Below are 25,766 nucleotides of genomic sequence, written 5' to 3'. Positions count from 1 at the left end.
TCAGGCCAGTTCAAAGCGATCCAGATTCATCACCTTGGTCCAGGCCGCCACGAAGTCCTCGACGAACTTCTCCTCGGCGTCGGCACTGCCATAGACCTCGGACAGCGCCCTCAACTGGGCATGCGAACCGAACACCAGGTCGACCCGGGTGCCCGTCCACTTGACGGCACCGGTCTTGCGGTCATGCGCCTCAAAGGTATCGTGGGTGCCGGTGACTGGCTTCCATTCAACGCCCATGTCCAGCAGGTTCCTGAAGAAGTCATTGGTCAGGGTTCCCGGGCGCTCGGTGAACACCCCGTGCTTGCTTTCCCCGACATTTAGACCCAAGACCCGCAGTCCGCCCAACAGCACCGTCATTTCGGGTGCGGTCAATGTCAGCAGTTGCGCCTTGTCGATCAGCAACGCTTCGGCCGACACCTTGTAGTGCCCCTTCTGGTAGTTGCGAAAGCCGTCGGCGACCGGTTCAAGGAAACCGAACGACTCGACATCCGTCTGCTCCTGGGAAGCATCCGTGCGCCCTGCCGTGAAAGGCACCGTGGTCTGGCGGCCGGCATTTTTGGCCGCCAGCTCAACCCCCACAATGCCCGCCAGCACGATCAGATCGGCCAGGGAAATCTTTTTACCTCCCGTCTGTGCGGTATTGAAGTCGCCCTGAATAGCTTCGAGACGCTTCAGTACGCCCGACAGTTGCTCAGGCTGGTTGACCGCCCAGTCCTTCTGCGGAGCCAGGCGCAGGCGCCCGCCATTGGCTCCTCCGCGTTTATCGGAGCCGCGGAAGGTGGACGCCGCTGCCCATGCCGTCGAAACCAGCTGCGAGACCGTCAGCCCCGCGGCGAGAATCTTCTGCTTGAGCGCCGCCACATCCTGCTCATCCACCAGTGGATGATCGACCGCAGGAATCGGGTCCTGCCACAGCAACTCTTCCGCGGGGGTTTCCGGGCCGAGATAACGCGCAAGCGGACCCATGTCGCGGTGGGTAAGCTTGAACCAGGCACGGGCAAAGGCGTCTGCCAGTTGGTCCGGGTTGGCCAGGAAACGTCGGGAGATCTGTTCGTACGCCGGATCGAAACGCAGCGCCAGGTCCGAGGTCAGCATGCTCGGCGCATGCCGCCTGCCGGCGTCATGGGCATCCGGAACCTTGCCGGCGCCGGCACCGTTCTTCGGTGTCCACTGATGGGCGCCCGCCGGGCTCCTGGTCAGTTCCCATTCAAAGCCGAAGAGGTTTTCGAGGTACTCATTGCTCCATCTTGTCGGCGTCGAAGTCCAGGTCACCTCCAGCCCGCTGGTGATGGTGTCACCGCCCTTGCCGCTGCCGAAGCTGTTTTTCCAGCCCAGCCCCTGCTCTTCCAGGCCAGCCGCTTCCGGTTCCGGGCCGACGTTATCCGCCGGACCTGCGCCGTGGGTCTTGCCGAAGGCGTGACCGCCGGCGATCAGGGCTACGGTCTCTTCGTCATTCATCGCCATGCGACCGAAGGTTTCACGGATATCCTTCGCCGAGGCAACCGGATCCGGAACACCTTCAGGCCCTTCCGGGTTCACGTAGATCAAGCCCATCTGCACAGCGGCGAGGGGATTTTCCAGGTTGCGCTCACCGCCCCCGGTGCGGCTTTCTTCGTTGCCATGGTTCTGCGGTTCAGCCACCAACGGACCATCACCCGGCTGCTGCATTTTCTTTTGCACGCCGTAACGCTCTTCTCCCCCCAGCCACGTGGTCTCGGCGCCCCAGTAAACGTCCTCGTCCGGCTCCCAGACATCCGGGCGACCGCCGGAGAACCCGAAGGTCTTGAACCCCATGGACTCCAGCGCAACGTTACCGGTGAGTACGATCAAATCGGCCCAGGAAATCCGCCGGCCGTACTTTTGCTTGACCGGCCAGATCAGGCGACGGGCCTTATCCAGGCTGACGTTGTCAGGCCAGCTGTTGAGCGGTGCAAAGCGCTGCTGACCGGAACCGGCACCGCCGCGACCGTCGGCGGTACGGTAGGTCCCGGCGCTGTGCCAGGCCATGCGAATGAACAGCGGGCCGTAATGGCCAAAGTCCGCAGGCCACCAGTCCTGGGATTGCGTCATGACATCGCGCAAATCCTGCTTGACCGCTTCAAAGTCAAGGCTCTGGAACGCCTTGGCGTAATCGAAGCCCTCACCCATGGGATCGCTGAGGGAGGAATGCTGATGCAGGATCTTCAGGTTCAGTTGCTGGGGCCACCAGTCTCGGTTCGTGGTGCCGCCACCCGCAGCGTGGTTGAAAGGGCATTTCGATTCAGTTGACATGCTTGGCACACCTTTTAGTCATGTTCATCCGTACCATCGCGCCACTGGCGCACCTCAGACATTGATGGCTGAGTGCTGAGATTAGCTTCGATCGCGGAAAACTCTAATAGTCAGAACGTTATCGCTTGATAGGCAGCGTCTTTGCGTTGAAGCCATCTTTACCTGCGGGTCGGGCGTGCTGAATGGCCATTCACTTCAGAGAGAGGTCGGGTTGAACGTCCACAGGAGGGCGACCACCGATGCGTGTGAGAAATGGCAACCCGACAAATCCGAGTTCTTCGATAAGGAGTAGGTAGCGCACTGGAGCCTGCAGGCGCCAAGCGTCTCGCAGAAACGAAAAAAGACGCCGAAGCGTCTATTGCATAAATCACAGGCAAAAAAAAGCCACTCGTTAGAGTGGCTTTTTTTTGTGTTTGGAGCGGGAAACGAGACTCGAACTCGCGACCCCGACCTTGGCAAGGTCGTGCTCTACCAACTGAGCTATTCCCGCGTCTTGGTGATGCGCATTCTATAGAATCCTCATCACCCGTCAACCCCTTGATTCAAAAAAGTTTTATTTCTTTTCAACCTCGGTGCGCAGATGCGGCCAGGCGGCGCGCAAATATTGCAGCATGGACCACAAGGTCAGGCCCGCGGCGATCAGCAGCAAGGCGTAGCCCAGCAATACCCAGAAGGAGAAATCCGACGGGTTGGCCAGCAGGATCACCAGGGCAAGCATCTGCGCCGCGGTTTTCCATTTGCCCATGTTGGACACGGCCACGTGGGCTCGGGCGCCGATTTCGGCCATCCACTCCCGCAGGGCGGAGACCACGATCTCGCGACCGATGATCACGGCCGCCGGCAACGTCAGCCAGAGGTTGCCGTGTTCCTGCACCAGCAGCACCAGGGCGACCGCTACCATCAGTTTGTCGGCCACCGGGTCCAGGAACGCGCCAAACGGCGTGCTCTGTTCCAGGCGACGGGCCAGGTAACCGTCCAGCCAGTCGGTGGCGGCTGCGAAGGCAAACACCGAACTGGATGCCATGTAGCTCCATTCGTACGGCAGGTAAAACAGCAATATGAAAATCGGTATGAGCAGGACGCGTAGTACGGTGATCAGATTAGGGATATTCATCGGCACAACTGGCTACGAGGTGAGAAGGCATTCTACTCGCTGTGCAGATTTGCATAAATCAACTCTGCGAGCTTTTTACTGATACCGGGAGCTTTGGCTATTTCTTCGATGCTGGCACGGGACAGCTCCTGCAAGCCACCAAAATGTTTTAACAAGTCCCGCCGCCGTGTCGGCCCGACCCCTGCCACCCCTTCCAGGGTTGAGGTACGCCGGGTTTTGCCACGTCGGGCACGGTGGCCGGTGATGGCGAAACGGTGGGCTTCGTCGCGGATCTGCTGGATAAGGTGCAGCGCCGGGGAGTCGCCCTTCAAGGTGAACTCATGGGCTGCATCATTCAAGTACAAGGTTTCAAAACCGGCCTTGCGGGTGGCACCCTTGGCCACGCCGAGCAGGATCAGGTCGGGTACCGCCAGTTCGTTGAGTACGTCGCGGGCCATGGACAGCTGGCCCTTGCCACCATCCACCAGCAGGATATCCGGCAGCTTGCCCTCGCCGTCCTTCAGTTTGCTGAAGCGACGGGTCAGGGCCTGGTGCATGGCGGCATAGTCATCGCCCGGGGTGACGCCTTCGATGTTGTAGCGCCGGTAATCGGACTTGATCGGCCCTTCCGGCCCGAACACCACGCAGGAAGCCACGGTGGCCTCGCCGCTGGAGTGGCTGATGTCGTAGCACTCCAGGCGCTGGGGCGGCTCGTCGAGCTTGAGGACTTCGGCCAGGGCGTCAAACCGCGCGGCGACGTGCTGGCGGTTGGCCAGGCGTGCGCCCAGGGCCTGTTCGGCGTTGGTCACGGCCAACTGCTGCCAGCGCGCACGGGTGCCGCGCACGCGGTGGCTGATGTCCAGCTCGCGGCCACGCAGTTCGTGAATCGCTTCGATCAGCGCCGGGAAGTCCTCGTGCACCACGTTGACGATCAGTTCGCTCGGCAGGTCGCGCTCGGGGCTGCTGACGTAGTACTGGCCGAGGAACGCCGCCATGACTTCGGCGACCTCCTCTTCTATACCGGTCTGGGGGAAGAAGTTCTTGCTGCCCAGCACCCGGCCGCCGCGCACGCTGATCAGGTGCACACAGGCGCCGCCCGGGTTGACGAAGGCGGCGATGACGTCGACGTCACCGGTGCCGCCCTCCATGCTCTGCTGGTCCTGCACGCGACGCAGCAGGGAGATCTGGTCGCGTAGCTCTGCGGCGCGCTCGAAATCCAGGGTGCTGGCCGCTTGCTCCATGGCGCCGGACAGCTCATCGGCCAGGGCATTGCTGCGGCCTTCGAGGAACATCACCGAGTGACGCACGTCCTCGGCATATTCCGCAGGCTCAACCAGGCCCACGCACGGCGCCTTGCAGCGCTTGATCTGGTACTGCAGGCACGGGCGGTTGCGGTTCTTGTAGAAACTGTCTTCGCACTGGCGCACGAAAAACGCCTTTTGCAGCAGGCTCAGGCTTTCGCGGATGGCGCCGGCGCTGGGGTAAGGCCCGAAGTACTTGCCCTTCTGCTTCTTGGCGCCGCGATGGATGCTCAGGCGCGGAAAGTCGCCGTCCGAGAGAAACACGTACGGGTAGGACTTATCGTCACGCAGCAGGATGTTGTAGGGCGGCCGCCATTCCTTGATCAGCGTCTGCTCAAGCAGCAGCGCCTCGGTTTCATTGGCGGTGATGGTGGTTTCCACCTGGGCGATACGCGCCACCAGCGCCGCGGTCTTCGGCGCCAGGCCCGTCTTGCGGAAGTAACTCGCCAGGCGGCTTTTCAGGTTCTTGGCTTTACCGACGTAGAGCAGGCGCGCTTCGCTGTCGAACATGCGATACACGCCAGGACGGCCACTGCAGGTTGCAAGGAACGCACTCGGATCGAACAGCACTTTAATTTCAGAGGCTGTCATTTCAGGCGCTGGCGTCTACCATGCCGTGGCGTACCGCCAGCAGGGTCAATTCAACATCACTGCTGATGGAAAGCTTTTCGAAAATCCGATAACGGTAGGTGTTCACGGTTTTCGGCGACAGGCACAGCTTGTCGGAGATCGACTGGACTTTCTGACAGCCGACAATCATCAGGGCGATCTGGATTTCGCGCTCCGACAGCGCATCGAACGGCGAGTCGCTGGTGGGCTGGAACGACTTGATCGCCAGCTGCTGGGCAATCTGCGGGCTGATGTAGCGTTGGCCGGCAAATACCAGGCGAATGGCCTGGACCATTTCCGCCAATCCCGCGCCTTTTGTCAGATAGCCAGCCGCGCCCGCTTGTAGCAGCCGTGTAGGAAAAGGATCTTCCTCACACACGGTCACTACCACGACTTTGATATCCGGATGGCTGCGCAACAACTTTGTAGTGGCGCCAAGACCGCCGATCCCAGGCATCTTGACGTCCATCAAAACCACATCGGGCTTCAACTCCCGGGCCTTGATCAGGGATTCCTCCCCTGACTCGGCCTGGCCGACTACTTGCAGGCCATCGATGTCAGCCAGCATTCGTGTAATGCCTGTACGAACGAGATCATGGTCATCGACTACTAGCACCCTAATCAAGCAGACACCTCGCGATATGGTCTTATAGGTTGCTGAACACCTTAGCAAAAAACCACGGCGCAGACCTAGCTGCAAGCGTCATATATATAGAGTTTCAATGCACAACGGGCCGCCGCCGAGTGGCGGGCGGCTCAATTTCCTGGGTAAAAGGTCAGGAATCCGGGGCCGATGACCGGTTTTTTCCATTGGTGGAGAGTGAATGCTCGGCCAGGGTAGAGGTCAGGCGATGGATTGCATCCTGGTCTTCCTTGAACATCGCACGGTAGTTGCCCAGCACTTTTTCTTCGATTTGGCTCAGATTTTCCAGTTGGGTCGGCGTCGGCGTGCCGGTCAACACGTACAGGATATCGACACCTTTTTCTGCCACGCGGGACAAGTAATCGGCCTTGGGCGCACGGCCGCCATTTTCGTATTTCCCCTGTGCGTTAGCTTCTACACCTCCTATTTCACCAAAAGTTTTCTGCGACAGGCCAAGTCGCTCTCTTTCTTGCCTTAACCGGAAACCGATTCCACTCATTTGGATGTATGATCCTATTTGGCACACCCCAAGAGGTGACACACTCATCTCGTTTTACACAAACTTGAACGGTTTTGAACTATGCCCGGTATTCGCACTGCTGCACAAGCCAAGGCTTGGCTGGAACATCAAGGTAAGTCTGTTCAAGCGTTCGCCCGGGAACATGGCGTGGACCCGGCAACCACTTATCAAGTGCTCGCTGGGCGCAAAAAGGGACGGCGTGGAGAAGCCCACAAGGTGGCGGTCCTGTTGGGCATGAAGGACGGAATCATCCCGGTTGAGGGCGAAACCGTGAGACAAGAGCAGGAAGTCATTTCTTGAAGTGAGTATGCGCTTATTAAAACCAAGTGCCTGTTTTCCTCGAACTGGCAGTACTCGCACCCGATCACGGCCGGCAATTGCGCTCCATGCGCCAGAAGCAATCCTCCGCTCCAACGATTTCCAGGCCCTTGCGCTGATAGAGCCTTCGCGCCGGGTTGGTCTTGAAAACGGTCAACCGTAAAAGACCCAGCCCTTGCGCGCGCGCCTTGTACACCATCTGCTCGATAACCCAGCCGCCAGCTCCTTGATGACGAAACGCCTCAAGGATGTGCAGCTCGCGGATATACAGTGCCTTGGGGTCACGACTGATGCTGATGAAACCCAGCACCTCGTTATCGCGACAGATCAGCCAGTTTTCTCGTCCGGCCCAGGCGGTATCGAAACCGGCATCGGACCACGACAAGTCGTATTGGCGATAATAATTACCCATGGCCTGGTGGGTCAGGGTCCGGGCGAAGGCCAGGTGTTGGTTGGTCGCGGCCTGCAGTTGAAACGCCATGTGCCTGAACTCCCTAGATTGCCACCTGTTCTCCCTGCCACTCGCCGCCGGTGTCGCGTCGTGCAATCACCAGCGTATCGCCTACACCCGGGCTAGCCGCGATCAAACCACCGTCGGCGCCCCAGATTGCGCTGCGCCCGGCGCAGGCCCAGCCACCGGATGGACCGCCGTGGTTGGCCATCAGCACCAGCATCCGGTGCTCGGCGGCATAGCCCTGTAGCAAGGCGGTGTCCGGCGCGTAGCCGCCTTCGCTGATCAGCACACCCGCAGCGTAGATGTTCGCCCCGTCCTCGGCAGCCTGTCGAGGGTGGCTGGCGTGGGAAAAATCCGCGCATACCGCCAGGGCGATCCGGTCGTCCCCCCATTCAAGGGCCGCCCCGCCCTGCCCCGCAGCAAACGCCACGTCTTCACCGGGATGCAGATGCTGCTTGGTATAGACCGCCACCGAACCATCCGGCCCCAGCACCAGCGCGCCGATCAACACCTCACTGCCGGCCCCCAGGCGAATCGGCATGCCCACCACGGCGGTGATGCGCAACTCACGGGCCATCTCCCGCAGCGGCGCCACTACTTCATCGTCAGGCGCAATCGCCAATTCGGCGGCCAACGCTGGTTCGTACCCCGTCAGCGACAGTTCCGGAAACACCAGCAATTGCACACCATGCTCTGCCGCCGTGCGCATGAATGCCAAGTGACGCGCGATATTTCCGGGCACGTCGCCGGCAATGGAGATGGATTGGGCAGCAGCAATCGTGAAGGCAATCATGGTCGCATCCAGGCAATCATCGTGAAGTCCGTGCAGCATATCGACACTTGGGTCATAGCCGTAAGTACCCAACCTCAATAGAAATTACTGATTGAATCCACCCGCTCGCCTCAGTTAAGCTCCCCCCATCATTTGGAGACACACCATGTTGCAACTCACCCACACCCAGGTTTGCCCTGCTGCCAGCGCCCAGCGCTCGGTCGTGGCTGCCCGCGTGAGCGGTTTGAGCGCACTGGTCAGCTTTTATTTTGGGTATTGGTTTAGCCACTGGCGCGCCTGATACCTGAAATCGGCGCCCACTACTCAAGAGGTCGCCTACCAGAGAAATCTAACCCCCGGTCGGCTCCCCGACCGGGGGTTTTGTTTTTTCAGCCCTTATTATTTTTGCCACACACCGAACACTTAAAGGACTCACGCCATGAACTACGCCACCTATTACCGCTACGACACCTCCACCGCCTGGCGATTTAGCAAGCTCCGTTCGGGACAGCCTGCCGCCTCCGATCGGTCACCTATTGGTGGCAAGCCAACACACGTAGCCAATACGGCCAATTGTCGAACACCCCAGTAGGGCAGAGCGTGCGGGAACAGCCCGCCGCTTGCCCAGGAAGCCCGAATATGAAAGCCTCGATCGCCGCTCTGCCTGTTTCCACCCTGTCCTGCGCCAATGAAGCGCTGACCCAGCGTTTGCCCAGTGCCCTTGAGCTCAAGCACCAACTGCCCCTGAGCCCATTCCTCAACGAACAGATCCACGCCCATCGCCAAGCCGTGCGCGCCATCCTCCAGGGTGAAGACTCACGCCTGCTGGTGATTGTCGGCCCGTGCTCGATCCACGACCCGGAATCGGCCATGGAATACGCGCGCAACCTGAAAAAACTGGCCCATGAAGTCAGTGACCAGATGCTGCTGGTGATCCGCGCCTACGTCGAAAAACCCCGCACCACCATCGGTTGGAAAGGCCTGGCCTACGACCCACGCCTGGATGGCAGCGACGACATGGCCGCCGGCCTGACCCTGTCCCGGGAACTGATGCGGGAAATGCTGCGCCTGGGCCTGCCGGTCGCCACCGAGCTGCTGCAACCGATGGCTGCCGGCTACTTCGATGACCTGCTGAGCTGGGTCGCCATTGGCGCGCGCACCACCGAATCGCAGATTCATCGCGAAATGGCCAGCGGCCTCGGCATGCCCGTCGGCTTCAAGAACGGCACCGACGGCGGCGTGGCCATCGCCTGTGACGCCATGCGCTCCGCCGCTCACCCGCACCGTCACTTCGGTGTCGACAGCCAGGGCCATCCGGCGATCATCCAGACCCCGGGCAACCCCGACACTCACCTCGTGTTGCGCGGCGGCCATCGTGGGCCGAACTACGATCGCCAGAGCGTGGCCCAGGTTCACGCCGACCTTGCCAAGAGCAAAGTCGCGCCGCGGATCATGGTCGACTGCAGCCACGCCAACAGCGGCAAAGACCCGCTGCGCCAACCGGCGGTGTTCAACGACGTGCTGGAACAGCGCCTGCAGGGCGACACCTCGCTGATCGGCATGATGATCGAAAGCCACCTGTTTGAAGGCTGCCAACCATTGAGCCCGTCGATGAAATACGGCGTGTCGATCACCGACGGCTGCCTGGGCTGGGACGGCACGGAACAGCTGCTGCGCAGCGCTGCCGAGCGGTTGCGGGTACACAATCGCGCCTGACAATGAAGATCAAATGTGGGAGCGGGCTTGCTCGCGAATGCGGTGGTTCAGCCAGCACATGCATCAACTGGCGCACCGCTTTCGCGAGCAAGCCCGCTCCCACACTGGATCTTCATTCACTTGACTAAAGTGGATAAAGAGCCTCATCAAACTGCGCCAACTTCGGAAACACCAACGGCTGGTCATCCGCCAGCCCTTCCAGCCGCTGCTGGTAATTGCGCAGAAAATCCTGCCGGGCCTCGGCGCTGATATACGGCACATGCCACGCCACAAACGGCTCCAGCACCTCAAACCCGACATACGCCAGCGTGCCACGCAGGATCGGCCGCAGCATGTCCTCCAACGGCCCGTGAATCGCACCCTCGCCAAACATATGCTCGCGCCCGCCAAGGGTGACCGTGACCAGCGCTTTCTTGCCGGCGAGCCCGCCCTGATCATAAAACCGCTTGCCGCCGTAGCACACGCCCGACACCAGCACCCGGTCAATCCAGCCCTTGAGCATCGCGGGCGCCGAGAACCAGAAGATCGGGAAATTGAGGATCAGCAGATCGGCCCACAGCAGCTTGTCCAACTCCTGCCGGATATCCGCCGCGATGGATTGGCTTTTCACCCCCAGGCGCTGCTCCAGGGCATACACCAGGTAGTCGGGGTTCTCCCGCGAGGTGAAGTCCGAGGCGCTGGCTACGGGATTCCAGTGCATCGCGTACAAATCACTGACCTGCACCTCATGCCCCTGCGCTTGCAGGGTAGCCGTGGCCTGGTCACGCAAGGCCGCGGTAAACGACTGCGGCTCGGGATGGGCATGGACAATCAACACATTCATAAAAACTCCTCAAGAAGTAAGCGCGGCCCGTTCGGCCAGCAAATGGTCGAGCCAGTCGGGGTCCATTTCCGGCTCCGATGAAAACAGCAGGCCGGTGTAGTCCTGATACGGCGGGGTGAAGATCGCGCTGCGGCTGCCCTGGTCCACCACCCTGCCCCGCTGCATCACCACCACTTCGTCGGCAATGGCGCGCACCGTGGCCACGTCATGGGTGATAAACAGGTAGGCCACGCCCAACTGTTGCTGGATACGGTTGAGCAGCTTCAGCACGCCTTCGGCCACCAATTGATCCAGGGCCGAGGTCACTTCATCGCAGATGATCAATTGCGGATCGGCCGCCAAAGCGCGGGCGATGCAAATCCGCTGCTTCTGGCCGCCGGACAGCTCACGGGGCTGACGCTCCATGAAGGTGGCCGGATCCAGCTCGATCATCTCCAGCAACTCGGCGACCCGGGCACGCATGGCCTTGCCCTTGAGGCCGAGGTAGAAGGTCAGTGGCCGGCCAATGATGTCGACGATGCGCTGGCGCGGGTTCAGCGCGGTATCGGGGATCTGGTAGATCATCTGGATCCGTCGCAACTGCTCCTTGCTGCGCCGACGAAAGTCCGCCGGTAACGCTTCACCGTCATACAGCACCTGCCCCGCCGTAGCCGGCAGCAACCCGGTAATCAAGCGTGCGGTGGAGCTTTTGCCGCTGCCGGACTCACCGATCACCGCCAACGTCTGGCCGCGATGCAAGCTCATCGACACGTCATGCAGCACCGGCTGATGCCCGTAGCTGGCGCACACCTGACGCACTTCCAGCAACGGCATCTGCTGCTGGGGACAGGCCTTGGGTTCGGTGCGAAAGCTGCGCACCGCCCACAGGGATTTGGTGTAGTCCTGCTGCGGGGCGCTGAGCATGGCGCGGGTCTCGGCCTCCTCCACCAGCTTGCCGTGGCGCAGCACCATGATGCGGTCGGCCATCTGCGCGACCACCGCCAGGTCATGGCTGATATACAGCGCGGCACTGCCGAAGGTTTTCACCGCATCGCGAATCGCCGCCAGCACTTCGATCTGGGTGGTGACGTCGAGGGCGGTGGTGGGTTCGTCGAAGATGATCAGGTCCGGGTGACAGGCCATCGCCATGGCGGTCATCACCCGTTGCAGTTGCCCGCCGGAGACCTGATGCGGATAACGCTGGCCGATGGTTTCCGGATAGGGCAGGCGCAGCACGCGGTACAACTCCACCGCCTCACGTTCAGCCTGGGCGCGGCTGATGCCACCGTTGATCACGGCGGTTTCCACATGCTGGTCAATCAGCCGGTGGGCCGGGTTGAACGACGCGGCAGCGCTTTGCGCCACGTAGGCAATCCGCAGTCCTCGAAGCTTGCGCAAGGCTTCGGGTTTGGCCTGCAACAGTTGAATGCCGTCAAAGCACACCGAGCCACCGGTGATGCGACAACCGTCGCGGGCAAAGCCCATGGCCGCCAGGCCCAGGGTTGATTTACCCGCGCCAGACTCACCAATCAGCCCCAGTACCTCACCCCGTTGCAACGTCAGGTCGATACCCTTGATCAACGGATGCCAGGCGTCTTCGTAATGCCCTTCAATCTGCAGGTTGCGGATTTCCAGCAATGGCTTGTCCATCCTCAACACTCCTTCAGGCCGCTGGATTTATGCAGCATCCAGTCGACGACAAAATTCACGCTGACGGTGATCAACGCCACCGCCAGGGCCGGCAGCAACGGGCTGATGTCGCCGAAGGTAATCAGCACCGCATTGTCGCGGACCATGCTGCCCCAATCGGCGGTGGGCGGTTGAATGCCCAGGCCAAGGAACGACAGCGCGCTGATAAACAGGAACACGAAACAGAACCGCAGGCCGAACTCGGCAATCAATGGCGCGGCGGCATTGGGCAGCACTTCGCGGGTGACCAGCCACCACAGCCCTTCCCCACGCAGCCGGGCGGCTTCGACGAAGTCCTGCACCACCACGGTCATCGCCACGGCCCGGGACAGGCGAAACACCCGGGTCGAATCCAGCAGTGCAATCACCAGCACCAGCGAGGTGGCATTGGTGCCCACCACGCTGAGGATCAGCAAGGCGAAGATCAGTTGCGGGATCGCCATCAGGATATCCACCACCCGCGACAATCCCTGGTCGACCCAGCCGCCCTTGATCGCGGCTATCAAGCCGCTCAAACCGCCCAGCAAAAACGCCAGCACCGTGGTCAAAAAAGCGATGCCCAGGGTGTTGCGCGCGCCATACACCAGGCGGCTGAACATGTCCCGCCCAAGGTTATCGGTGCCCAGCAGGAACTGGCCGCTCCAGGGCGCAAACCCGTCACCCACCACCTGGGTTTCCCCGTAAGGTGCGAGCAGCGGTGCAAACAACGCCACCAGCACGTACAGCACGATGACCAGCAGGCCGAACTTCGCGCTCAATGGCGCCCGGGCCAGTTGTGTGAGAAGGCTCATGGTCTACCCCTTGGGATGCATCATGCGTGGGTTGGTGGCGATGGACAGCACATCGGCGCCGGTATTGAGCAGGATGTAGGTGGCGGCAAAGATCAGGCTGCACGCCTGCACCACCGGGATATCGCGCTTGGACACCGAGTCCACCAGCAACTGGCCGAGGCCCGGGTAGACAAACACCACCTCCACCACCACTACGCCCACCACCAGGTACGCGAGGTTGAGCGCGATCACGTTGACGATCGGCGCCAGGGCATTGGGCAGTGCGTGGCGCCAGATAATCCGCGACTGGCTGATGCCCTTGAGCCGGGCCATTTCGATATACGGGCTGGCCAGCAGGTTGATCAGCGAGGCGCGGGTCATGCGCATCATCTGCGCGATCACCACCAGGCTCAGGGTGGCCACCGGCAACACCGAACGTTCGAGAATGGTGGCGAATGAGGCATCCGGCGCCAGGTTGGACAGGCTGGGAAACCAGCCCAGCTTGACCGAAAATACCAGGATCAGCAGGTAGGCGACGAAGAACTCCGGGAACGACACCGCACTCAGGGCCGAGGTGTTGAGCAGGCGGTCGAACCAGCTGTTGCGGTACAGCGCGGCGAGCATCCCCAGCACCAGCGCCAGGGGCACCGAGACCAACGCCGCCAGTGCCGCGAGGCGCAAGGTGTTGCCCAGGCGTGCGCCGATCAGTTCGGCGATGGGCCGCTGGTTGGCCAGGGAAGCGCCGAGGTCGCCGTGCAGAAGGCGCAGCAGCCATTGCACGAACCGGCTCAGGGGCGGCAGGTCCAGGCCCAGTTGGGCGCGAAAGGCGGCGACGGTTTCCGGCGTGGCGGACTGGCCGAGCATGGCCTGGGCGATATCACCGGGGAGCATGCCGACCGCCAGGAAGATGATCACCGAGACGGCGAACAACGACAGCAGGCCAAGGGCGAGACGTTGGAGTACCAGTTTGAATAGGCTATTCATGTTCGGTTCTCATGAGTTGGGCATGTTCTCGAAGGCGACACAGGACCAATGTGGGAGCGGGCTTGCTCGCGAAAGCGGTGTGTCAGCCAATACAGATAGAGACTGATCCACCGCATTCGCGAGCAAGCCCGCTCCCACATTTGATTGGTGGCGTTTCTGAAATCTTCACGCCTGCCACCACCGCTCGATCAGCCGCAACCCATCCAGTTCCCCATACGGCGCCGTCAGCGGTCCATGGCTGACGCGGTTCGAGCGGGCCGCCACGGAGCTGGCGAACAACGGCACAATCGCACCGCCGTCGTCCCGGCACAGGCTCTGCATTTCGTTGTACATCTCCTGGCGCAGCGGCGCGTTCATCTCGCCCCGCGCTGCGTTGAGCAACTGGTTGAAGCGGTCGTTATTCCAATGGGTTTCGTTCCACGCCGCGCCCTTGGCGTAGCCGATGCTGAACATGCGGTCGGCAGTCAGGCTGCTGTACCAGAACGAGGTGGTGAACGGCTGCTTCATCCAGATGTTGGAGAAATAGCCATCCGCCGGCTCGCGCACCACGTCGATATCAATCCCGGCCTGGCGCGCCTGCTCCTTGAACAGCACCGAAGCATCCACCGCGCCGGTGTAGGCGGCATCGGAAGCTTGCAGGCGCACCTTCAGCGACTCCACACCGGCCTTGCGCAGGTAGAACCGCGACTTGTCCGGGTCGTAGGTGCGCTGCTCCAGGGCGGCGTTGATGAAGCGGCTGCCCGGCTGGATCGGATGGTCGTTGCCCACCAGGCCATAGCCATGCAGCACCGAGGCCAGCAGGGTTTCGCGGTTGATCGCATGCTTCATCGCCATGCGGATGTCGTTGTTCTTGAACTCGTTGCTGTCGCACAACATCGGGAAGGTGTAGTGCTGGGCGCCCTTGGTTTCTTCGATGACCAGCGTGGGATTGCGCTTGAGCAGGGCTACGGTTTTCAGGTCGACCTTGTTGATCACGTCGACTTGCCCGGTGACCAGCGCATTGACCCGCGCTGCGCCGTCGGCAATCGCCAACAGCTCGGCGCTGGCGAAGTGTGCCCTGCCCGGCTTCCAGTAATCAGGGTTGCGCTCCAGGTCCATGCGTACGCCCGGCTCGAAGCTTTTCAGGCGATAACCGCTGGTGCCGATCCCGGCCTGCCAGTCGGCGGCGCCGTCCTTGGCGGGCATGATCACCAGGTGGTAATCGGCGACCACATAGGCGAAATCGGCATTGCCCGAGTGCAGTTCGAACACCACGGCATCGCTGCCCTTGGCGCTGACACTGGCCACATCGCCGATCACCGTCTTGGCCGCCGAGGTGGAGTTGGCTGCCAGGTGATGGTTGATCGAGGCCACCACGTCGTCAGCGGTCAGGCTTTTGCCGTTATGGAAGGTCACGCCCTGGCGCAGCTTGAAGGTCCAGGTGCGCGCGTCGGGCGTCGACTCGAAGCTTTCGGCCAATTCGGGGATGGCGCTGCCGTCCACCGCGATTTCCGTGAGAGTGTTGTACACCGCCGAAAAGCCGACGAAGGTGAAGGTGTCGACCCAGGATCCCGGGTCGCGGGAGTCGGTGGTGCTGCCGCCGGCCAGGCCCATGCGCAGCACGCCGCCCGGCTTGGGCGTGGCCTCCTCGGCAAAGGCCTGCAGCGGCAGGCCCATGGAAAACGCGGCGGCCACGGCACCGGCTACGGCGCTGTGCTTGAGGAAGTCCCGCCGGTGCATCGCTTGAGTCATTTTGTTGTTGTTTTCGCTCATGGTGTTGCTCCTCTAAAGGTTCACACAGGCATGCTTCAACTCGATCAAGGTCACGCCGTTGCGCTTGAAACCGTTACGCAAATCCGTCTGCAGCTCATCCAGGTTCTGTGGCTCGCTGACCGTGCAGCCGAACGCCCGCGCCAGGGCGGCAAAGTCCGGGTTGCGCGGCAGTACGCCGATGGGTTCGATGTCCAGGTTCAGCATGTCGTCGCGAATCTGCCCCAGGGCGTCGTTGTTCCAGAGCAACACCACCAGCGGGCTGTCCAGTTCTTCCACGGCCGTGGCCAGTTCCTGGGCGGTGTAGAGAAAGCCGCCGTCGCCCACCAGCACCAGGCCGGGCCGTTGCGGTGCGCCGAACTTGGCGCCGATACCGGCCGGCAGGCCATAGCCCAGGGTGCCGTAGCCGGTGGGATGCAGCCAACTGCGGGTGGCGTTGCTGGGAAAGGCGTAGTTGCCGGTGTAAGCCAGTTGGGTCATGTCGCTGCTGATGAAGGCATTGGCCGGCAGCTCGGCGGCCACGCGGTCGAGAATCGCCTGGTGAATCCGTTGCAACGGACCATGGCCGCTGCTGACTGCCTGGCGTAACGTCGCGACCGCAGCGGTGGCGGCATCCGCGTTGCGCGGCGTGGCTGGCAAGCGTTCCAGCAAAGCCAGCGTCGTTTGCTGGGCATCACCGTGCAACGCGACGGCGCAAGGATAGAAATCGTTGAACTTGCGCGGGTCGATATCCACCCGCAGCAGCTCGCCATTAATCGGCAGGCGTTCACGCCAGAAGTCGGTATCGGCCATTTCGGTGCCGATGGCCAACACCACATCCGCCTCGGCGATGAGCTGCCAGCCGGGCTCGACACACAGAGTCGAACCGGCATTCAGCGGATGCTCCACCGGCAACAATCCCTTGCCGGCGACACTGCTGAAAAACGGCGCCGCCAACTGCGTACTCAAGCGCGGCAAGGCATCGGCCGCCAACAGCGCACCGCCACCGGCAATGATCATCGGGCGCTTGGCCGCGGCCAGTTTTGCCACTGCCTGATCAAGGCTTTCAGCCGATGGCAAGCCACGCCCGGGACGGCGCACCACCTCATTGCTCCAGTCCCGTTTGATCGGCGCCGAAAGTACATCCAGCGGCACCGAAATATGCACCGGGCGCGGTCGCTCACTGTCGAACACCGCGTAGGCCCGCGCGATCAACTCCGGCAAATCCTCGGCGCTCAACGCCACCGCTGAAAACGCAGTGATGGGCGCGGTCATCGCCCGCTGGTCCTGGGTTTCATGCAGGCAGCCCCAGCCTTTGCCGAGGCTGGCGGTGTGGTTGACGCTGGAAATCACCAGCAGCGGAATCGAGTCGGCATACGCCTGGCCGATCGCCGTCGCGGCGTTGGTCACCCCCGGCCCGGTGATGATGAAACACACCCCCGGCTTGCCGCTGACCCGCGCATAACCGTCGGCCATAAAGCCGGCGCCCTGCTCGTGGCGGGTCAGCACATGCCGAATACCGCTGCCCGGCAAGCCGCGATACAGCTCCAGCGTGTGCACGCCGGGAATCCCGAACACCGTGTCGACACCATAGTTGGCCAGCAATCGCACCAGGGCCTGGCCGCCCGTCAAGGTTTTGCTTTGCATTGTCATCTCCTTCACGCCTGGGCGAGACGGATCAATGCATCGACCGCCGTGGCGCCCCGGGCATTGACCAGCAATGGGTTTACATCAAGCTCCAGCAATTGCCCGGCGTTGGCGCAGGCGTAGTCGGCCACCGCACGAATCGCCGCCACCAGGGCTTCCATGTCGGCCACTTCCCGTCCGCGAAAGCCTTGCAGCAATGCGGCGCTGCGCAGGCTGAGCAAGGCGTTGCGGATTGCGTCGTCGGTGGTCGGCAACAGCAGGCTGCGGCTGTCCTTGAGCAACTCCACAAGGATTCCACCAGCGCCGATCACCAGCGCAAGGCCGAAGTCGTTTTCGCGCTTGATGCCCACAATCAGCTCGGCCAGCGGCGGCGTAGCCATGGACTCCAGCAGCAGCTGATCGAACGGCACATCCGGCGCATAAGCGGCGATTTGCTCGCGCATATGAGCCAGGGCAGCAGTCAAGGCGAAGCCGTCCTGCAGGTTGAGCGCCACGGCGCCGGCTTCGGTTTTATGCGGCAAGTCGGCACTGACGGCCTTGAGTACCAGCGGGTAACCCAGCACTTTGGCATCGGCTATGGCCCGCTCGGGAGTGCTCAAGACACCGGCTGGCGTGGTCAGGCCGAAAGCCCGTAAAGCCTGCTTGGAATCCCACTCATCAAGCGACTGTCCGTGTTGCTCAAGCGCTTGCGGGCACAGCGGCACCAGTATCGACTCACCCCGCGCCAACAACGCCCGGCGATTGTTTTGATAGTCAGCAATCCGGCCCCAGGCCGCCAGCGCATCTTCCACGCCTTGCAACGCGGCAACGCCCTGGGCATGCAGACGCTCGCGAGCGTGGGCCGGGAGCAATTCGGGAAATGCAGAGGTGACAAAGCCAGTCTTGCCGTGGCGAGTCAGCGCACTGCAAAACAGCTCCAGCAGCAGGTCGCACTCCTTGCGCTCACCGGTAAATTCCGCCGGGTAGTCGAGCACCAGCATTGCCGCATCCGCTTCGGTGCGCAGTGCCGTGTCGAGCATCGTATTAAGCGCGTCGCTGTTGCCCCAGATGGCCGTGGTGAAATCCAGCGGGTTGACCAGATTGGCGTAGCTGGGCAGCACCTGCGCCAACTCTTCACGCTGGCCTTCGTCGAGCTTCGGCAGGCTCAAATCGTTGCGCTCGGCGTAGTCGGCAATCAACCCGGCATCACCACCGGAACAGGCCAGGGCGATCAGGCTGTTGCCCGCCGGCAGATTACCGCAGGCCGCCGCCTTCAGGGTCTCGACAAAACTCACCGGCCCGCTGACCCGGATCACACCCAGGCGCGCGAACAGACTGTCGTACAGCGCATCGGAACCCGACAACGAACTGGTATGACTCAAAGCCAACTCGGCGCCGATCTGTGACACCCCGGTTTTCAGGGCGATGATCGGAATGCCTTTTTCCAGGGCCTTGTGGGCCGCACGGGCGAACCCCGGCACATTCTTCAAGCCTTCCAGGTGCAAGCCAATCGCTGTAACGCGCGGCTCGTCGAGCAGCACGTCCATCAACTCGGCAACCCCCAGCTGCGCCTGGTTGCCCACCGACGCCATGTAGGCCACCGGCAGCGAACGGTCGCTCATGGACAGGTTGTAGGCAAAGTTGCCGCTCTGGGTCAGCACCGCAACGCCCTTCTCGACCGGCTTGCCGCCATGGGCCACCGGCCACAACGCCGAGCTGTGCAGGTAATCCAGCAGGCCATAGCAATTGGGGCCCAGCAGTGCCATCTCGCCAGCGGCCTTGAGCAGTTGTTGCTGCAAGGCTTGGCCCTCGGCGCCGGTTTCGGCAAACCCGGAGGCGTAGCAGATGGCGCCACCGGTGCCGATGGCCGCCAGTTCGGCAACGCAGGTCAGGGTCAGCTCGCGGTTGGTGGCAATAAACACCGCGTCCGGACCGCACGGCAAATCGGCCACGCGACGCACGCAGGGAACGCCATCGAGGCTGTCATGTTGCGGGTTGACCAGCCACATCTGGCCGGCAAAACCACCTTCTGCGCAGCGCTTGAGGGCACGGGCCATGCTGCGCCCACCGACGAATGCCAGGTGACGGGGCGCCAGCAGGCGCTTGAGATTGTCGCGAATAGCCTGGGACATAAGCGTTCTCCGACCCGATCAACGCAACAGTGGCCGCAACAGTTCGCGGGCAATAATGTGGCGCTGGATTTCCGAAGTGCCTTCCCAGATCCGCTCGATCCGCGCGTTGCGCCAGATGCGCTCCACCGGGCCTTCGTCCATCAAACCCATGCCGCCGTAGATCTGCACCGCTTCATCGGCAACCTTGCCCAGTACTTCGCTGGCAAACAGCTTGGCCATGCCGGCCTCGCCGTCGGTCATGGTGCCCTGGTCCATTTTCCAGGCGGTGTTCAGGGTCAGCAGTTCGGCCGCACGGATTTGCGTGGCCATGTCGGCGAGCTTGAACGAGATGCCTTGATAGGTGCCGATGGGCTGGCCGAACTGCTTGCGGTCGGCCGCCCATTGCAGGGAAACGTCCAGCGCACGCTGGGCCTGGCCGACGCAGTTGGCAGCCACCATCACCCGGCCTGCGGTCAGCCAGGCATTGGCGACTTCCCAACCTTTGCCGACTTCGCCGAGGACTTTGGAGGCTGGTACGCGGCAGTCGTCGAAGAACATTTCATAAGTGTGGTAGCCGCGGTTGCTGACGCACTTGGGGCCCCGGCGAATGGTCATGCCCGGCGTGCCACGGTCCACCAGGAACGAGGTCACGGCATTGCGTTGGCGACCGTTGTGTTCGTAGGTGTCGGTAACGGCAAACACGATGGCGAAATCCGCGTGGCCGGCGTGGCTGATGAAGTGCTTGCTGCCATTGAGCACAAAGTCATCACCGCTGCGCACGGCGCGGGTCTTGATCGCATTGGCGTCGGAACCGGCACCCGGTTCGGTCAGGGCAAAGCAGTCGATCTTCTTGCCCTGCACGCACGGCAACAGGTACTCGCCAATCTGCGCGCCGGTGCAGGCCATGAGGATTTTCGACGGCCGGGCGACAAACACATGCAGCGCCCAGGAGACTTTCGACAACTCACGCTCGATCAACGCCTGTGACAGGTAATCCAGGCCGCCACCGCCGACGTCTTCCGGCATGTTGAAGGCATAGAAACCGGCAGCGATGGCCTTGTCACGAATCTGCGCGGCAAGCTCCGGCGAAACTTCATCGGCGCGGTCCACCGCCTCCTCGTGGGGCAACAACTCCTTGGCAACAAAACTGCGTACCGCGTCCACCAACATGTCTTGTTCTTGGCTGGGCTGGAAATTCATGGCGCTACCTGTCGATCGTTCGAGGGTGTTTTGAAGGGGAATCAGTTGCCGGAGAAGTTCGGTGGGCGCTTTTCCATCGAGGCGCGCAGGGCTTCAGCACCGTCGGCGCTGCGTCCACACAGCAGGCCGGCGGCGAGTTCCGCCTGGAGCTGCTCGGGCAGGCTGCGCCCGGCGCCTTCGCGGATCAGGGTTTTGGTCTGGGCAAACGCAAAGGTCGGGCCGTTGGCCAGGCGCGTGGCCAGCTCGGCGACGTGGGTATGCAGTTGCTCGTCGGCAACGACTTCGCCCACCAGCCCGGCGGCCAGGGCGCGGTCGGCGCTCCACAATTCATCGAGGAACAGCAGGCGCTTGGCTTGCTCGCTGCCGATCAGGCGCGGCAGATGCCAGCTGGCGCCGGCGTCCGGCGAGTAGGCCATGCTGGTGTAGCCGGCCTTGAAGCGTGCCGATTGCGCGGCGACGCGCAGGTCGCAGCACAGGGTGAGGTCCATGCCGGCACCGACCGCCGTGCCGTTGATGGCGGCGAGGGTGGGTTTGTCGAGGGTGTGCAGGCGGGTCATCAGGGCGTGGGCGGTTTCGGTCCAGCCGTAGGTTTCGAGGGCGCCACGGGCTTCGGCATCGGCCCATTCGGCAAGGTCGGCACCGGCGCAGAAGCTGCGACCGCTGCCGGTCAGTACCACCACGCGCACAGCCGGGTCGCGGTTGAAACCGTCCAGCAAGGCATGCAGGTGGTTGAGGGTCGGGATGTCCAGGGCATTGCGCTGGGGGCCGCGATTGAGGGTGATCCAGGCAACGCCTGCCTGCACCTGAGTGAGCACGGACGGATCTGTAGTCATGGAATCCTCGAATTATTTTAATTGGCTTGAGGGGTGCGACATGGGGCGATACTAAACGAGTGTTCAGTAAGGAGGCAATCGGGTAACTGCAAATATTTTTCGAGGGGAAAATGCCGGCCCGGACATTGCGTCCAGGCGGCGCGGAATCGTCAGTTCAGGGTTTGATCTGGAAGCGCTTGCGCCCGCCCGACTGCAAGCCATCGACCCAGGCTTCGCAGATCTGGATGCCCTGCTCCGGGGTGAAGGTGCCGGGATTGAGCCCCGATTCCAGCCACAAGCCGTCGAGCAAGGCGCTCAAGGCGATGGCCGCCAAATCGGCATCGAACTGCTTCCAGCCCTCCTCTCCGGCCATGTCCACCAAGGCCGTACGCATGATGGTGCGGTACTCGCCATAGGAGTGTTCGTGGGCCTGGTTGATCGCCGGGGCCGTCTTGACCGCCCCCCAGAACACCAGCCAGGCATCCAGCAGTTGCGGGTCGAGCAATTCGGGGGAGAACGAGCCGCGAAAGAACGCCGACAGCCGCTCCCGCGGGCTGGGCGGCGCCTTGGCCATCGCATCCCGCAGCAAGTCCATGACCTGCCGGGTGATTGACCGATAGGCCTCGGCCACTAGCTCATCCTTGCCCGAGTAGTGATGACTGATCAGCCCCACCGACACCCCGGCCTCGGCGCTGATCTTGCGGATCGACGCGCCCTGGAAGCCGTCGCGCTTGAGGCAGGCCAACGTCGCCTGCACCAGATTGGCCTTGCGCAACTCCGGTTCCATGCGGGAGAAACGGGATTCCTGGGTCATGAGGCGGTGTCCTTGGGTTGAGTCGGCTGGACGACTCTACCTCACTCCCGGAACCCCGGCGACACCCGATCCAGTAACCGCAGCAATGCCGCCCATGCCAGTTGCATGGCGTCCGGGTCTGCCAGTTCGCCCTCTTCCAGTGGCCGGCCTGGCTCATTGAACTGCCGCTCGGTGTATTCACACACGTGCGCAGGCGGCAGGATCAGCTTGCCGCACGCCTGGGCGGCGATCTGGATATCGCAGGCCTTCTCCAGGTAATACATGCGCAGGAACGCCTGGCTGACCGTCTCCCCTACCGTCAACAAACCATGGTTGCGCAGCATCAACACCGGCTTGTCGCCGAGGTCGCGTACCAGTCGCTGTTGCTCGTCCATGTCCAGCGCCACGCCTTCGTAGTCGTGGTAGGCGACCTTGCCGTAGAACTCCATGGAAATCTGGTTCACCGGCAACAGCCCGCACTCCAGGGCCGCCACCGCACAGCCGGCGCGGGTGTGGGTATGCAGCACGCACTGCGCATCTTCGCGGGCGCCGTGAATCGCGCTGTGAATCACAAACCCCGCCGGGTTGACGCCATGGACCGAAGCCTCGACCGCACGTCCGTCCAGGCCGATCTTCACCAGGCTGGAGGCGGTGATCTCCTCGAACATCAGCCCATAGGGGTTGATCAAAAAGTGATGCTCGGGCCCCGGGATACGCACCGAGATATGGGTGAAAATCAAATCGCTCATGCGAAAGTGCGCGATCAGCCGGTAGCAGGCGGCAAGCTCTTCGCGCAGCTGTTGTTCGGTGGCCCCAGGCATTTTTATTCTCCAGGCGGGTGGGTGATGTGGCTGACGCTAATCCAGTCGCCAGTAAAAAAACAAGTTGATTTTTTACTGAGGCTGACCTCCTATAGAAAAATAATAACAACAGCGCCTGGAGTATCCGCACCATGTCGCCCCATGCCTTTCCGCATCTTTTTGAACCGCTGGTACTGCGCGGCAAACGCCTGAAAAATCGCATCATGTCCAGCGGGCACGACACCTCGATGCCCACCGACAACCAGGTCAACGAGCAGTTGATCGCCTACCACCGGGCACGCGCCGAAGGCGGCGTGGGGCTGATTGTGTTGCAGGTGGCCGGGGTGCACGACAGCGCCCGCTACACCTCCCATGTGCTGATGGCCACCGATGACAGCTGCATCGACGGCTATCGCCGACTGGCCGAAACCTGCCACGCCCACGGCACCGTGGTGCTGTCGCAGATTTTCCATCCGGGGCGGGAAATCATGGAGTCGGCCGACGGTTTGCTGGCGGTGGCTTACTCGGCTTCCGGGGTGCCCAACGAACGCTTCCGGGTGATGCCGCGCGCCCTTGACCAGACAATGATCGACGAGATCGTCGCCGGCTACGGCGCTGCGGCAAGGCGCCTGTATCAGGCCGGGATTGACGGTGTGGAAGTGGTCGCCAGCCATGGTTACCTGCCTGCGCAATTTCTCAACCCGCGGGTGAATCGCCGCACCGACGGCTACAACGGCGAGCTGGAACAACGCCTGCGTTTCCTGCGGGAAATCATCGCCACGGTGCGTGCCGAAACCGACGAGCACTTCATCATCGGGCTGCGCATTTCTGCCGATGAACGCGACCCCGAAGGCCTGACCGAAGAGGATTCCCTGGCCGCCGTGCAACAGCTGCAATCACACCTGGATTATGTGCACATCGTTGCCGGCACCTCGGCCTCCCTCGGCGGCGCGATCCATATCGTGCCGCCCATGGCCATTGCCCCGGCGTACCTGGCGACAGAAGCGGCGACGTTCAAGACGCACCTGTCGATTCCGCTGTTCGTCACCGGGCGCATCAACCAGCCCCAGGAGGCCGAATTGATGCTGCAACGCGGCCAGGCCGATGTGTGCGGCATGACCCGCGCACTGATCTGCGACCCGCGCATGCCGGCCAAGACCTCAAGCGGCCATGCCGAGGATGTACGGGCGTGCATCGCCTGCAATCAGGCGTGCATCGGCCACTTCCACAAAGGCCTGCCGATCTCCTGCATCCAGCATCCCGAGACCGGCCGCGAATTGCAGTTTGGCCAACTGCAACCGGCACTGCGACGCCAGCGGATCATGGTCGCCGGTGGCGGCCCGGCAGGGATGAAAGCGGCAGCGGTGGCGGCGCAGCGCGGACATGAGGTGACCTTGTATGAAGCCAGTGCCCAATTGGGCGGCCAGGTGCTTCTGGCGCAGTTACTGCCCCGACGCAGCGAGTTCGGCGGCGCCAGTACCAACCTGCAGCGCGAGATGGAACTGGCCGGGGTCCGCGTGGTGCGCAACACCCGCGTCGACCGCGCATTGGTGGAACGCGAACAACCTGACCGGGTGATCATCGCCACCGGCGCCGAGCCCTACTGGCCGGCCTTCGAACGCGGCGGCGAGCTACAGGTGGTGGATGCCTGGCAAGTGCTGCGCGATGAGGTGCAACTGGGCCGTTCGGTGGTCGTCGTGGACTGGCGTTGCGACTGGATCGGCCCGGGCATTGCCGAGCGCCTCACCCGCGCCGGCCATCAGGTGCAACTGGCGGTGAACGGCACCCATTGCGGGGAAAACCTGCCGTTGTACGTGCGTGACCAACTGGCCGGCGAACTGCATCGGCTGGGCATTCCGATCATCCCTTACGCCCGTTTGTACGGCTGCGACGACACTACCGTCTACCTGCAACACACCGCCAGCGGCGAGCCGATGCTGCTGGAAAATATCGACACCCTGGTGTTGTGCCAGGGCCACCAGCCGGTGGACACTCTGGGCGCAGAACTGGAAGGCCTGGTGGCGTTCACGCGGATCGGCGATTGCCTGGCGCCGCGTACCGCCGAAGAGGCGATTTATGAAGGATTGAAAGTAGCGTGGGACATTTGAACGACCAACCGCCACAGCTGTTTCTCGGCACCCGCATCCGCGGCTTGCGCAAGGCCCGGGGCATGACGCTTACCGAATTGGCGCAGATGAGCGAATTGACGGCCGGTTATATCAGCCAACTGGAACGCAACCTCGCCTACCCGTCGATCCCGGCCTTGTTCAACATCGCCCGCAGCCTGGGGGTGACGATCCAGTGGTTTTTTGCCAGCGAAACCACGCCGGCAGCGGAGGATGAAGGTTTTGTGGTGCGCAGGAACAATCGCCAGAGCATTCACTATGAGGACGGGATCGTCGACCAGTTGCTGACGCCCCTGCCCAATCATCAATTGGAGATGCTGCACTCGCGCTTTCCACCGGGCACCTATAGCCAGCAGAGCTATAGCCATGAGGGTGAAGAGGCGGGTTATGTGTTGAGCGGAACGTTTGAGTTATGGGTGGGCGAGCGGCATTTTCAGCTGGCTGAAGGCGACAGTTTCAGCTTCCCCAGCAGTGAGCCCCATCGCTATGGCAACCCCGGAAAGGTGGATGCGGTGGTGATCTGGGTGATTACGCCGCCGACGTTTTAGACCGTTGGAGTGAATGGAGACGTTTCCTACGGGAACTGGCGACGCTGGCACGCCGGCCATCAATGGCGGGGGTCAAGGCC

At 62.3% G+C, this 25,766-nt stretch carries 23 protein-coding genes and 1 tRNA gene; 5 read left to right on the top strand and 19 right to left on the bottom strand.

Annotated elements, in window-relative coordinates:
* The 6 genes from katG to V6607_RS13045 form a co-directional block, all read right to left on the bottom strand.
* Entirely contained in the window at positions 1 to 2,271 is a 2,271-nt protein-coding gene (katG, locus tag V6607_RS13070; protein WP_134326248.1) for a catalase/peroxidase HPI, read from the bottom strand.
* A 414-nt stretch (positions 2,272 to 2,685) separates the two neighbouring features.
* Positions 2,686 to 2,761 (bottom strand) — tRNA-Gly (locus V6607_RS13065).
* 63 nt (positions 2,762 to 2,824) lie between these two features.
* Positions 2,825 to 3,385 carry a CDP-diacylglycerol--glycerol-3-phosphate 3-phosphatidyltransferase gene (gene pgsA, locus V6607_RS13060; protein ID WP_003208929.1) on the bottom strand — a complete coding sequence of 187 codons (561 nt, stop codon included), beginning with the start codon at positions 3,383 to 3,385 and terminating at the stop codon, positions 2,825 to 2,827.
* Positions 3,386 to 3,417: 32 nt separating this feature from the next.
* Positions 3,418 to 5,241, bottom strand: a complete 1,824-nt coding sequence (gene uvrC / locus V6607_RS13055; protein ID WP_134327651.1) for an excinuclease ABC subunit UvrC — start codon at positions 5,239 to 5,241, stop codon at positions 3,418 to 3,420.
* Positions 5,242 to 5,257: 16 nt separating this feature from the next.
* Positions 5,258 to 5,899, bottom strand: coding sequence for a UvrY/SirA/GacA family response regulator transcription factor (gene uvrY, locus V6607_RS13050; RefSeq protein ID WP_008436066.1), 642 nt, complete (start codon positions 5,897 to 5,899; stop codon positions 5,258 to 5,260).
* 151 nt (positions 5,900 to 6,050) lie between these two features.
* Positions 6,051 to 6,416, bottom strand: coding sequence for a helix-turn-helix transcriptional regulator (locus V6607_RS13045; protein WP_023658724.1), 366 nt, complete (start codon positions 6,414 to 6,416; stop codon positions 6,051 to 6,053).
* An 81-nt stretch (positions 6,417 to 6,497) separates the two neighbouring features.
* Here V6607_RS13045 and V6607_RS13040 point away from each other — a divergent pair, with 81 nt between their 5' ends.
* On the top strand, positions 6,498 to 6,737 hold the full coding sequence (locus tag V6607_RS13040; RefSeq protein WP_008436063.1) for a DNA-binding protein: 240 nt from the start codon (positions 6,498 to 6,500) through the stop codon (positions 6,735 to 6,737).
* Between the two features lie 64 nt (positions 6,738 to 6,801).
* On the opposite strand, the gene V6607_RS13035 is transcribed toward V6607_RS13040, so the two are convergent.
* Both V6607_RS13035 and V6607_RS13030 read right to left on the bottom strand, forming a co-directional pair.
* Entirely contained in the window at positions 6,802 to 7,236 is a 435-nt protein-coding gene (locus V6607_RS13035) for a GNAT family N-acetyltransferase (RefSeq protein ID WP_134326247.1), read from the bottom strand.
* 13 nt (positions 7,237 to 7,249) lie between these two features.
* On the bottom strand, positions 7,250 to 8,002 hold the full coding sequence (locus V6607_RS13030) for a carbon-nitrogen hydrolase family protein (RefSeq protein WP_134327650.1): 753 nt from the start codon (positions 8,000 to 8,002) through the stop codon (positions 7,250 to 7,252).
* A gap of 145 nt (positions 8,003 to 8,147) precedes the next feature.
* On the opposite strand from V6607_RS13030, the gene V6607_RS13025 reads away from it, so the two are divergent.
* Positions 8,148 to 8,282: a hypothetical protein gene (locus tag V6607_RS13025; RefSeq protein WP_003208942.1), complete on the top strand. Its 135-nt coding sequence runs from the start codon at positions 8,148 to 8,150 to the stop codon at positions 8,280 to 8,282.
* Between the two features lie 338 nt (positions 8,283 to 8,620).
* The gene (locus V6607_RS13020; RefSeq protein ID WP_134326246.1) at positions 8,621 to 9,697 is read left to right on the top strand and encodes a 3-deoxy-7-phosphoheptulonate synthase; all 1,077 of its coding nucleotides are present in this window, start codon (positions 8,621 to 8,623) and stop codon (positions 9,695 to 9,697) included.
* A gap of 124 nt (positions 9,698 to 9,821) precedes the next feature.
* Here the strand turns inward: V6607_RS13020 and V6607_RS13015 are convergent, their stop codons facing one another.
* From V6607_RS13015 to V6607_RS12965, 11 genes are all read right to left on the bottom strand, one after another.
* Positions 9,822 to 10,520, bottom strand: a complete 699-nt coding sequence (locus V6607_RS13015) for an NAD(P)H-dependent oxidoreductase (RefSeq protein WP_134326245.1) — start codon at positions 10,518 to 10,520, stop codon at positions 9,822 to 9,824.
* A 9-nt stretch (positions 10,521 to 10,529) separates the two neighbouring features.
* Positions 10,530 to 12,149, bottom strand: a complete 1,620-nt coding sequence (locus V6607_RS13010) for an ABC transporter ATP-binding protein (protein WP_134326244.1) — start codon at positions 12,147 to 12,149, stop codon at positions 10,530 to 10,532.
* A 2-nt stretch (positions 12,150 to 12,151) separates the two neighbouring features.
* Positions 12,152 to 12,979, bottom strand: a complete 828-nt coding sequence (locus tag V6607_RS13005) for an ABC transporter permease (RefSeq protein ID WP_087694880.1) — start codon at positions 12,977 to 12,979, stop codon at positions 12,152 to 12,154.
* A 3-nt stretch (positions 12,980 to 12,982) separates the two neighbouring features.
* On the bottom strand, positions 12,983 to 13,942 hold the full coding sequence (locus tag V6607_RS13000; RefSeq protein ID WP_134326243.1) for an ABC transporter permease: 960 nt from the start codon (positions 13,940 to 13,942) through the stop codon (positions 12,983 to 12,985).
* Between the two features lie 165 nt (positions 13,943 to 14,107).
* Positions 14,108 to 15,694 carry an ABC transporter substrate-binding protein gene (locus V6607_RS12995; protein WP_134326242.1) on the bottom strand — a complete coding sequence of 529 codons (1,587 nt, stop codon included), beginning with the start codon at positions 15,692 to 15,694 and terminating at the stop codon, positions 14,108 to 14,110.
* Positions 15,695 to 15,706: 12 nt separating this feature from the next.
* Entirely contained in the window at positions 15,707 to 17,317 is a 1,611-nt protein-coding gene (locus tag V6607_RS12990) for a 5-guanidino-2-oxopentanoate decarboxylase (RefSeq protein WP_134326241.1), read from the bottom strand.
* 11 nt (positions 17,318 to 17,328) lie between these two features.
* Entirely contained in the window at positions 17,329 to 19,428 is a 2,100-nt protein-coding gene (locus V6607_RS12985; protein WP_134326240.1) for an acetate--CoA ligase family protein, read from the bottom strand.
* Between the two features lie 18 nt (positions 19,429 to 19,446).
* Positions 19,447 to 20,607 carry an acyl-CoA dehydrogenase family protein gene (locus tag V6607_RS12980; protein WP_008436052.1) on the bottom strand — a complete coding sequence of 387 codons (1,161 nt, stop codon included), beginning with the start codon at positions 20,605 to 20,607 and terminating at the stop codon, positions 19,447 to 19,449.
* Between the two features lie 41 nt (positions 20,608 to 20,648).
* Positions 20,649 to 21,440, bottom strand: coding sequence for an enoyl-CoA hydratase-related protein (locus V6607_RS12975; protein WP_134326239.1), 792 nt, complete (start codon positions 21,438 to 21,440; stop codon positions 20,649 to 20,651).
* A gap of 154 nt (positions 21,441 to 21,594) precedes the next feature.
* Positions 21,595 to 22,233 carry a TetR family transcriptional regulator C-terminal domain-containing protein gene (locus V6607_RS12970; protein ID WP_102605443.1) on the bottom strand — a complete coding sequence of 213 codons (639 nt, stop codon included), beginning with the start codon at positions 22,231 to 22,233 and terminating at the stop codon, positions 21,595 to 21,597.
* Between the two features lie 41 nt (positions 22,234 to 22,274).
* Complete coding sequence (locus V6607_RS12965) at positions 22,275 to 23,033, bottom strand: class II aldolase/adducin family protein (protein ID WP_134326238.1); 759 nt, start codon at positions 23,031 to 23,033, stop codon at positions 22,275 to 22,277.
* Positions 23,034 to 23,164: 131 nt separating this feature from the next.
* On the opposite strand from V6607_RS12965, the gene V6607_RS12960 reads away from it, so the two are divergent.
* The gene (locus V6607_RS12960) at positions 23,165 to 25,120 is read left to right on the top strand and encodes an FAD-dependent oxidoreductase (RefSeq protein ID WP_102605441.1); all 1,956 of its coding nucleotides are present in this window, start codon (positions 23,165 to 23,167) and stop codon (positions 25,118 to 25,120) included.
* The gene (locus V6607_RS12955) at positions 25,108 to 25,686 is read left to right on the top strand and encodes a cupin domain-containing protein (RefSeq protein WP_023658720.1); all 579 of its coding nucleotides are present in this window, start codon (positions 25,108 to 25,110) and stop codon (positions 25,684 to 25,686) included. The genes V6607_RS12960 and V6607_RS12955 overlap by 13 nt, the downstream gene beginning before the upstream one ends.
* The last annotated feature ends 80 nt before the right edge of the window (positions 25,687 to 25,766 follow it).

Origin of the sequence: Pseudomonas sp. KK18, assembly GCF_037094675.1 — a bacterium.
In the GTDB taxonomy this organism is placed as follows: Bacteria; Pseudomonadota; Gammaproteobacteria; order Pseudomonadales; family Pseudomonadaceae; genus Aquipseudomonas.
This window is presented reverse-complemented; position numbering and strand designations above follow the sequence as displayed.

Coding starts and splice junctions, on each gene's coding strand:
- katG (WP_134326248.1), bottom strand. CDS start 2,271: ATGTCAACTGAATCGAAATGCCCTTTCAACCACGCTGCGGGTGGCGGC.
- pgsA (WP_003208929.1), bottom strand. CDS start 3,385: ATGAATATCCCTAATCTGATCACCGTACTACGCGTCCTGCTCATACCG.
- V6607_RS13045 (WP_023658724.1), bottom strand. CDS start 6,416: ATGAGTGGAATCGGTTTCCGGTTAAGGCAAGAAAGAGAGCGACTTGGC.
- V6607_RS13040 (WP_008436063.1), top strand. CDS start 6,498: ATGCCCGGTATTCGCACTGCTGCACAAGCCAAGGCTTGGCTGGAACAT.
- V6607_RS13035 (WP_134326247.1), bottom strand. CDS start 7,236: ATGGCGTTTCAACTGCAGGCCGCGACCAACCAACACCTGGCCTTCGCC.
- V6607_RS13030 (WP_134327650.1), bottom strand. CDS start 8,002: ATGATTGCCTTCACGATTGCTGCTGCCCAATCCATCTCCATTGCCGGC.
- V6607_RS13025 (WP_003208942.1), top strand. CDS start 8,148: ATGTTGCAACTCACCCACACCCAGGTTTGCCCTGCTGCCAGCGCCCAG.
- V6607_RS13020 (WP_134326246.1), top strand. CDS start 8,621: ATGAAAGCCTCGATCGCCGCTCTGCCTGTTTCCACCCTGTCCTGCGCC.
- V6607_RS13015 (WP_134326245.1), bottom strand. CDS start 10,520: ATGAATGTGTTGATTGTCCATGCCCATCCCGAGCCGCAGTCGTTTACC.
- V6607_RS13010 (WP_134326244.1), bottom strand. CDS start 12,149: ATGGACAAGCCATTGCTGGAAATCCGCAACCTGCAGATTGAAGGGCAT.
- V6607_RS13005 (WP_087694880.1), bottom strand. CDS start 12,979: ATGAGCCTTCTCACACAACTGGCCCGGGCGCCATTGAGCGCGAAGTTC.
- V6607_RS13000 (WP_134326243.1), bottom strand. CDS start 13,942: ATGAATAGCCTATTCAAACTGGTACTCCAACGTCTCGCCCTTGGCCTG.
- V6607_RS12995 (WP_134326242.1), bottom strand. CDS start 15,694: ATGAGCGAAAACAACAACAAAATGACTCAAGCGATGCACCGGCGGGAC.
- V6607_RS12990 (WP_134326241.1), bottom strand. CDS start 17,317: ATGCAAAGCAAAACCTTGACGGGCGGCCAGGCCCTGGTGCGATTGCTG.
- V6607_RS12985 (WP_134326240.1), bottom strand. CDS start 19,428: ATGTCCCAGGCTATTCGCGACAATCTCAAGCGCCTGCTGGCGCCCCGT.
- V6607_RS12980 (WP_008436052.1), bottom strand. CDS start 20,607: ATGAATTTCCAGCCCAGCCAAGAACAAGACATGTTGGTGGACGCGGTA.
- V6607_RS12975 (WP_134326239.1), bottom strand. CDS start 21,440: ATGACTACAGATCCGTCCGTGCTCACTCAGGTGCAGGCAGGCGTTGCC.
- V6607_RS12970 (WP_102605443.1), bottom strand. CDS start 22,233: ATGACCCAGGAATCCCGTTTCTCCCGCATGGAACCGGAGTTGCGCAAG.
- V6607_RS12965 (WP_134326238.1), bottom strand. CDS start 23,033: ATGCCTGGGGCCACCGAACAACAGCTGCGCGAAGAGCTTGCCGCCTGC.
- V6607_RS12960 (WP_102605441.1), top strand. CDS start 23,165: ATGTCGCCCCATGCCTTTCCGCATCTTTTTGAACCGCTGGTACTGCGC.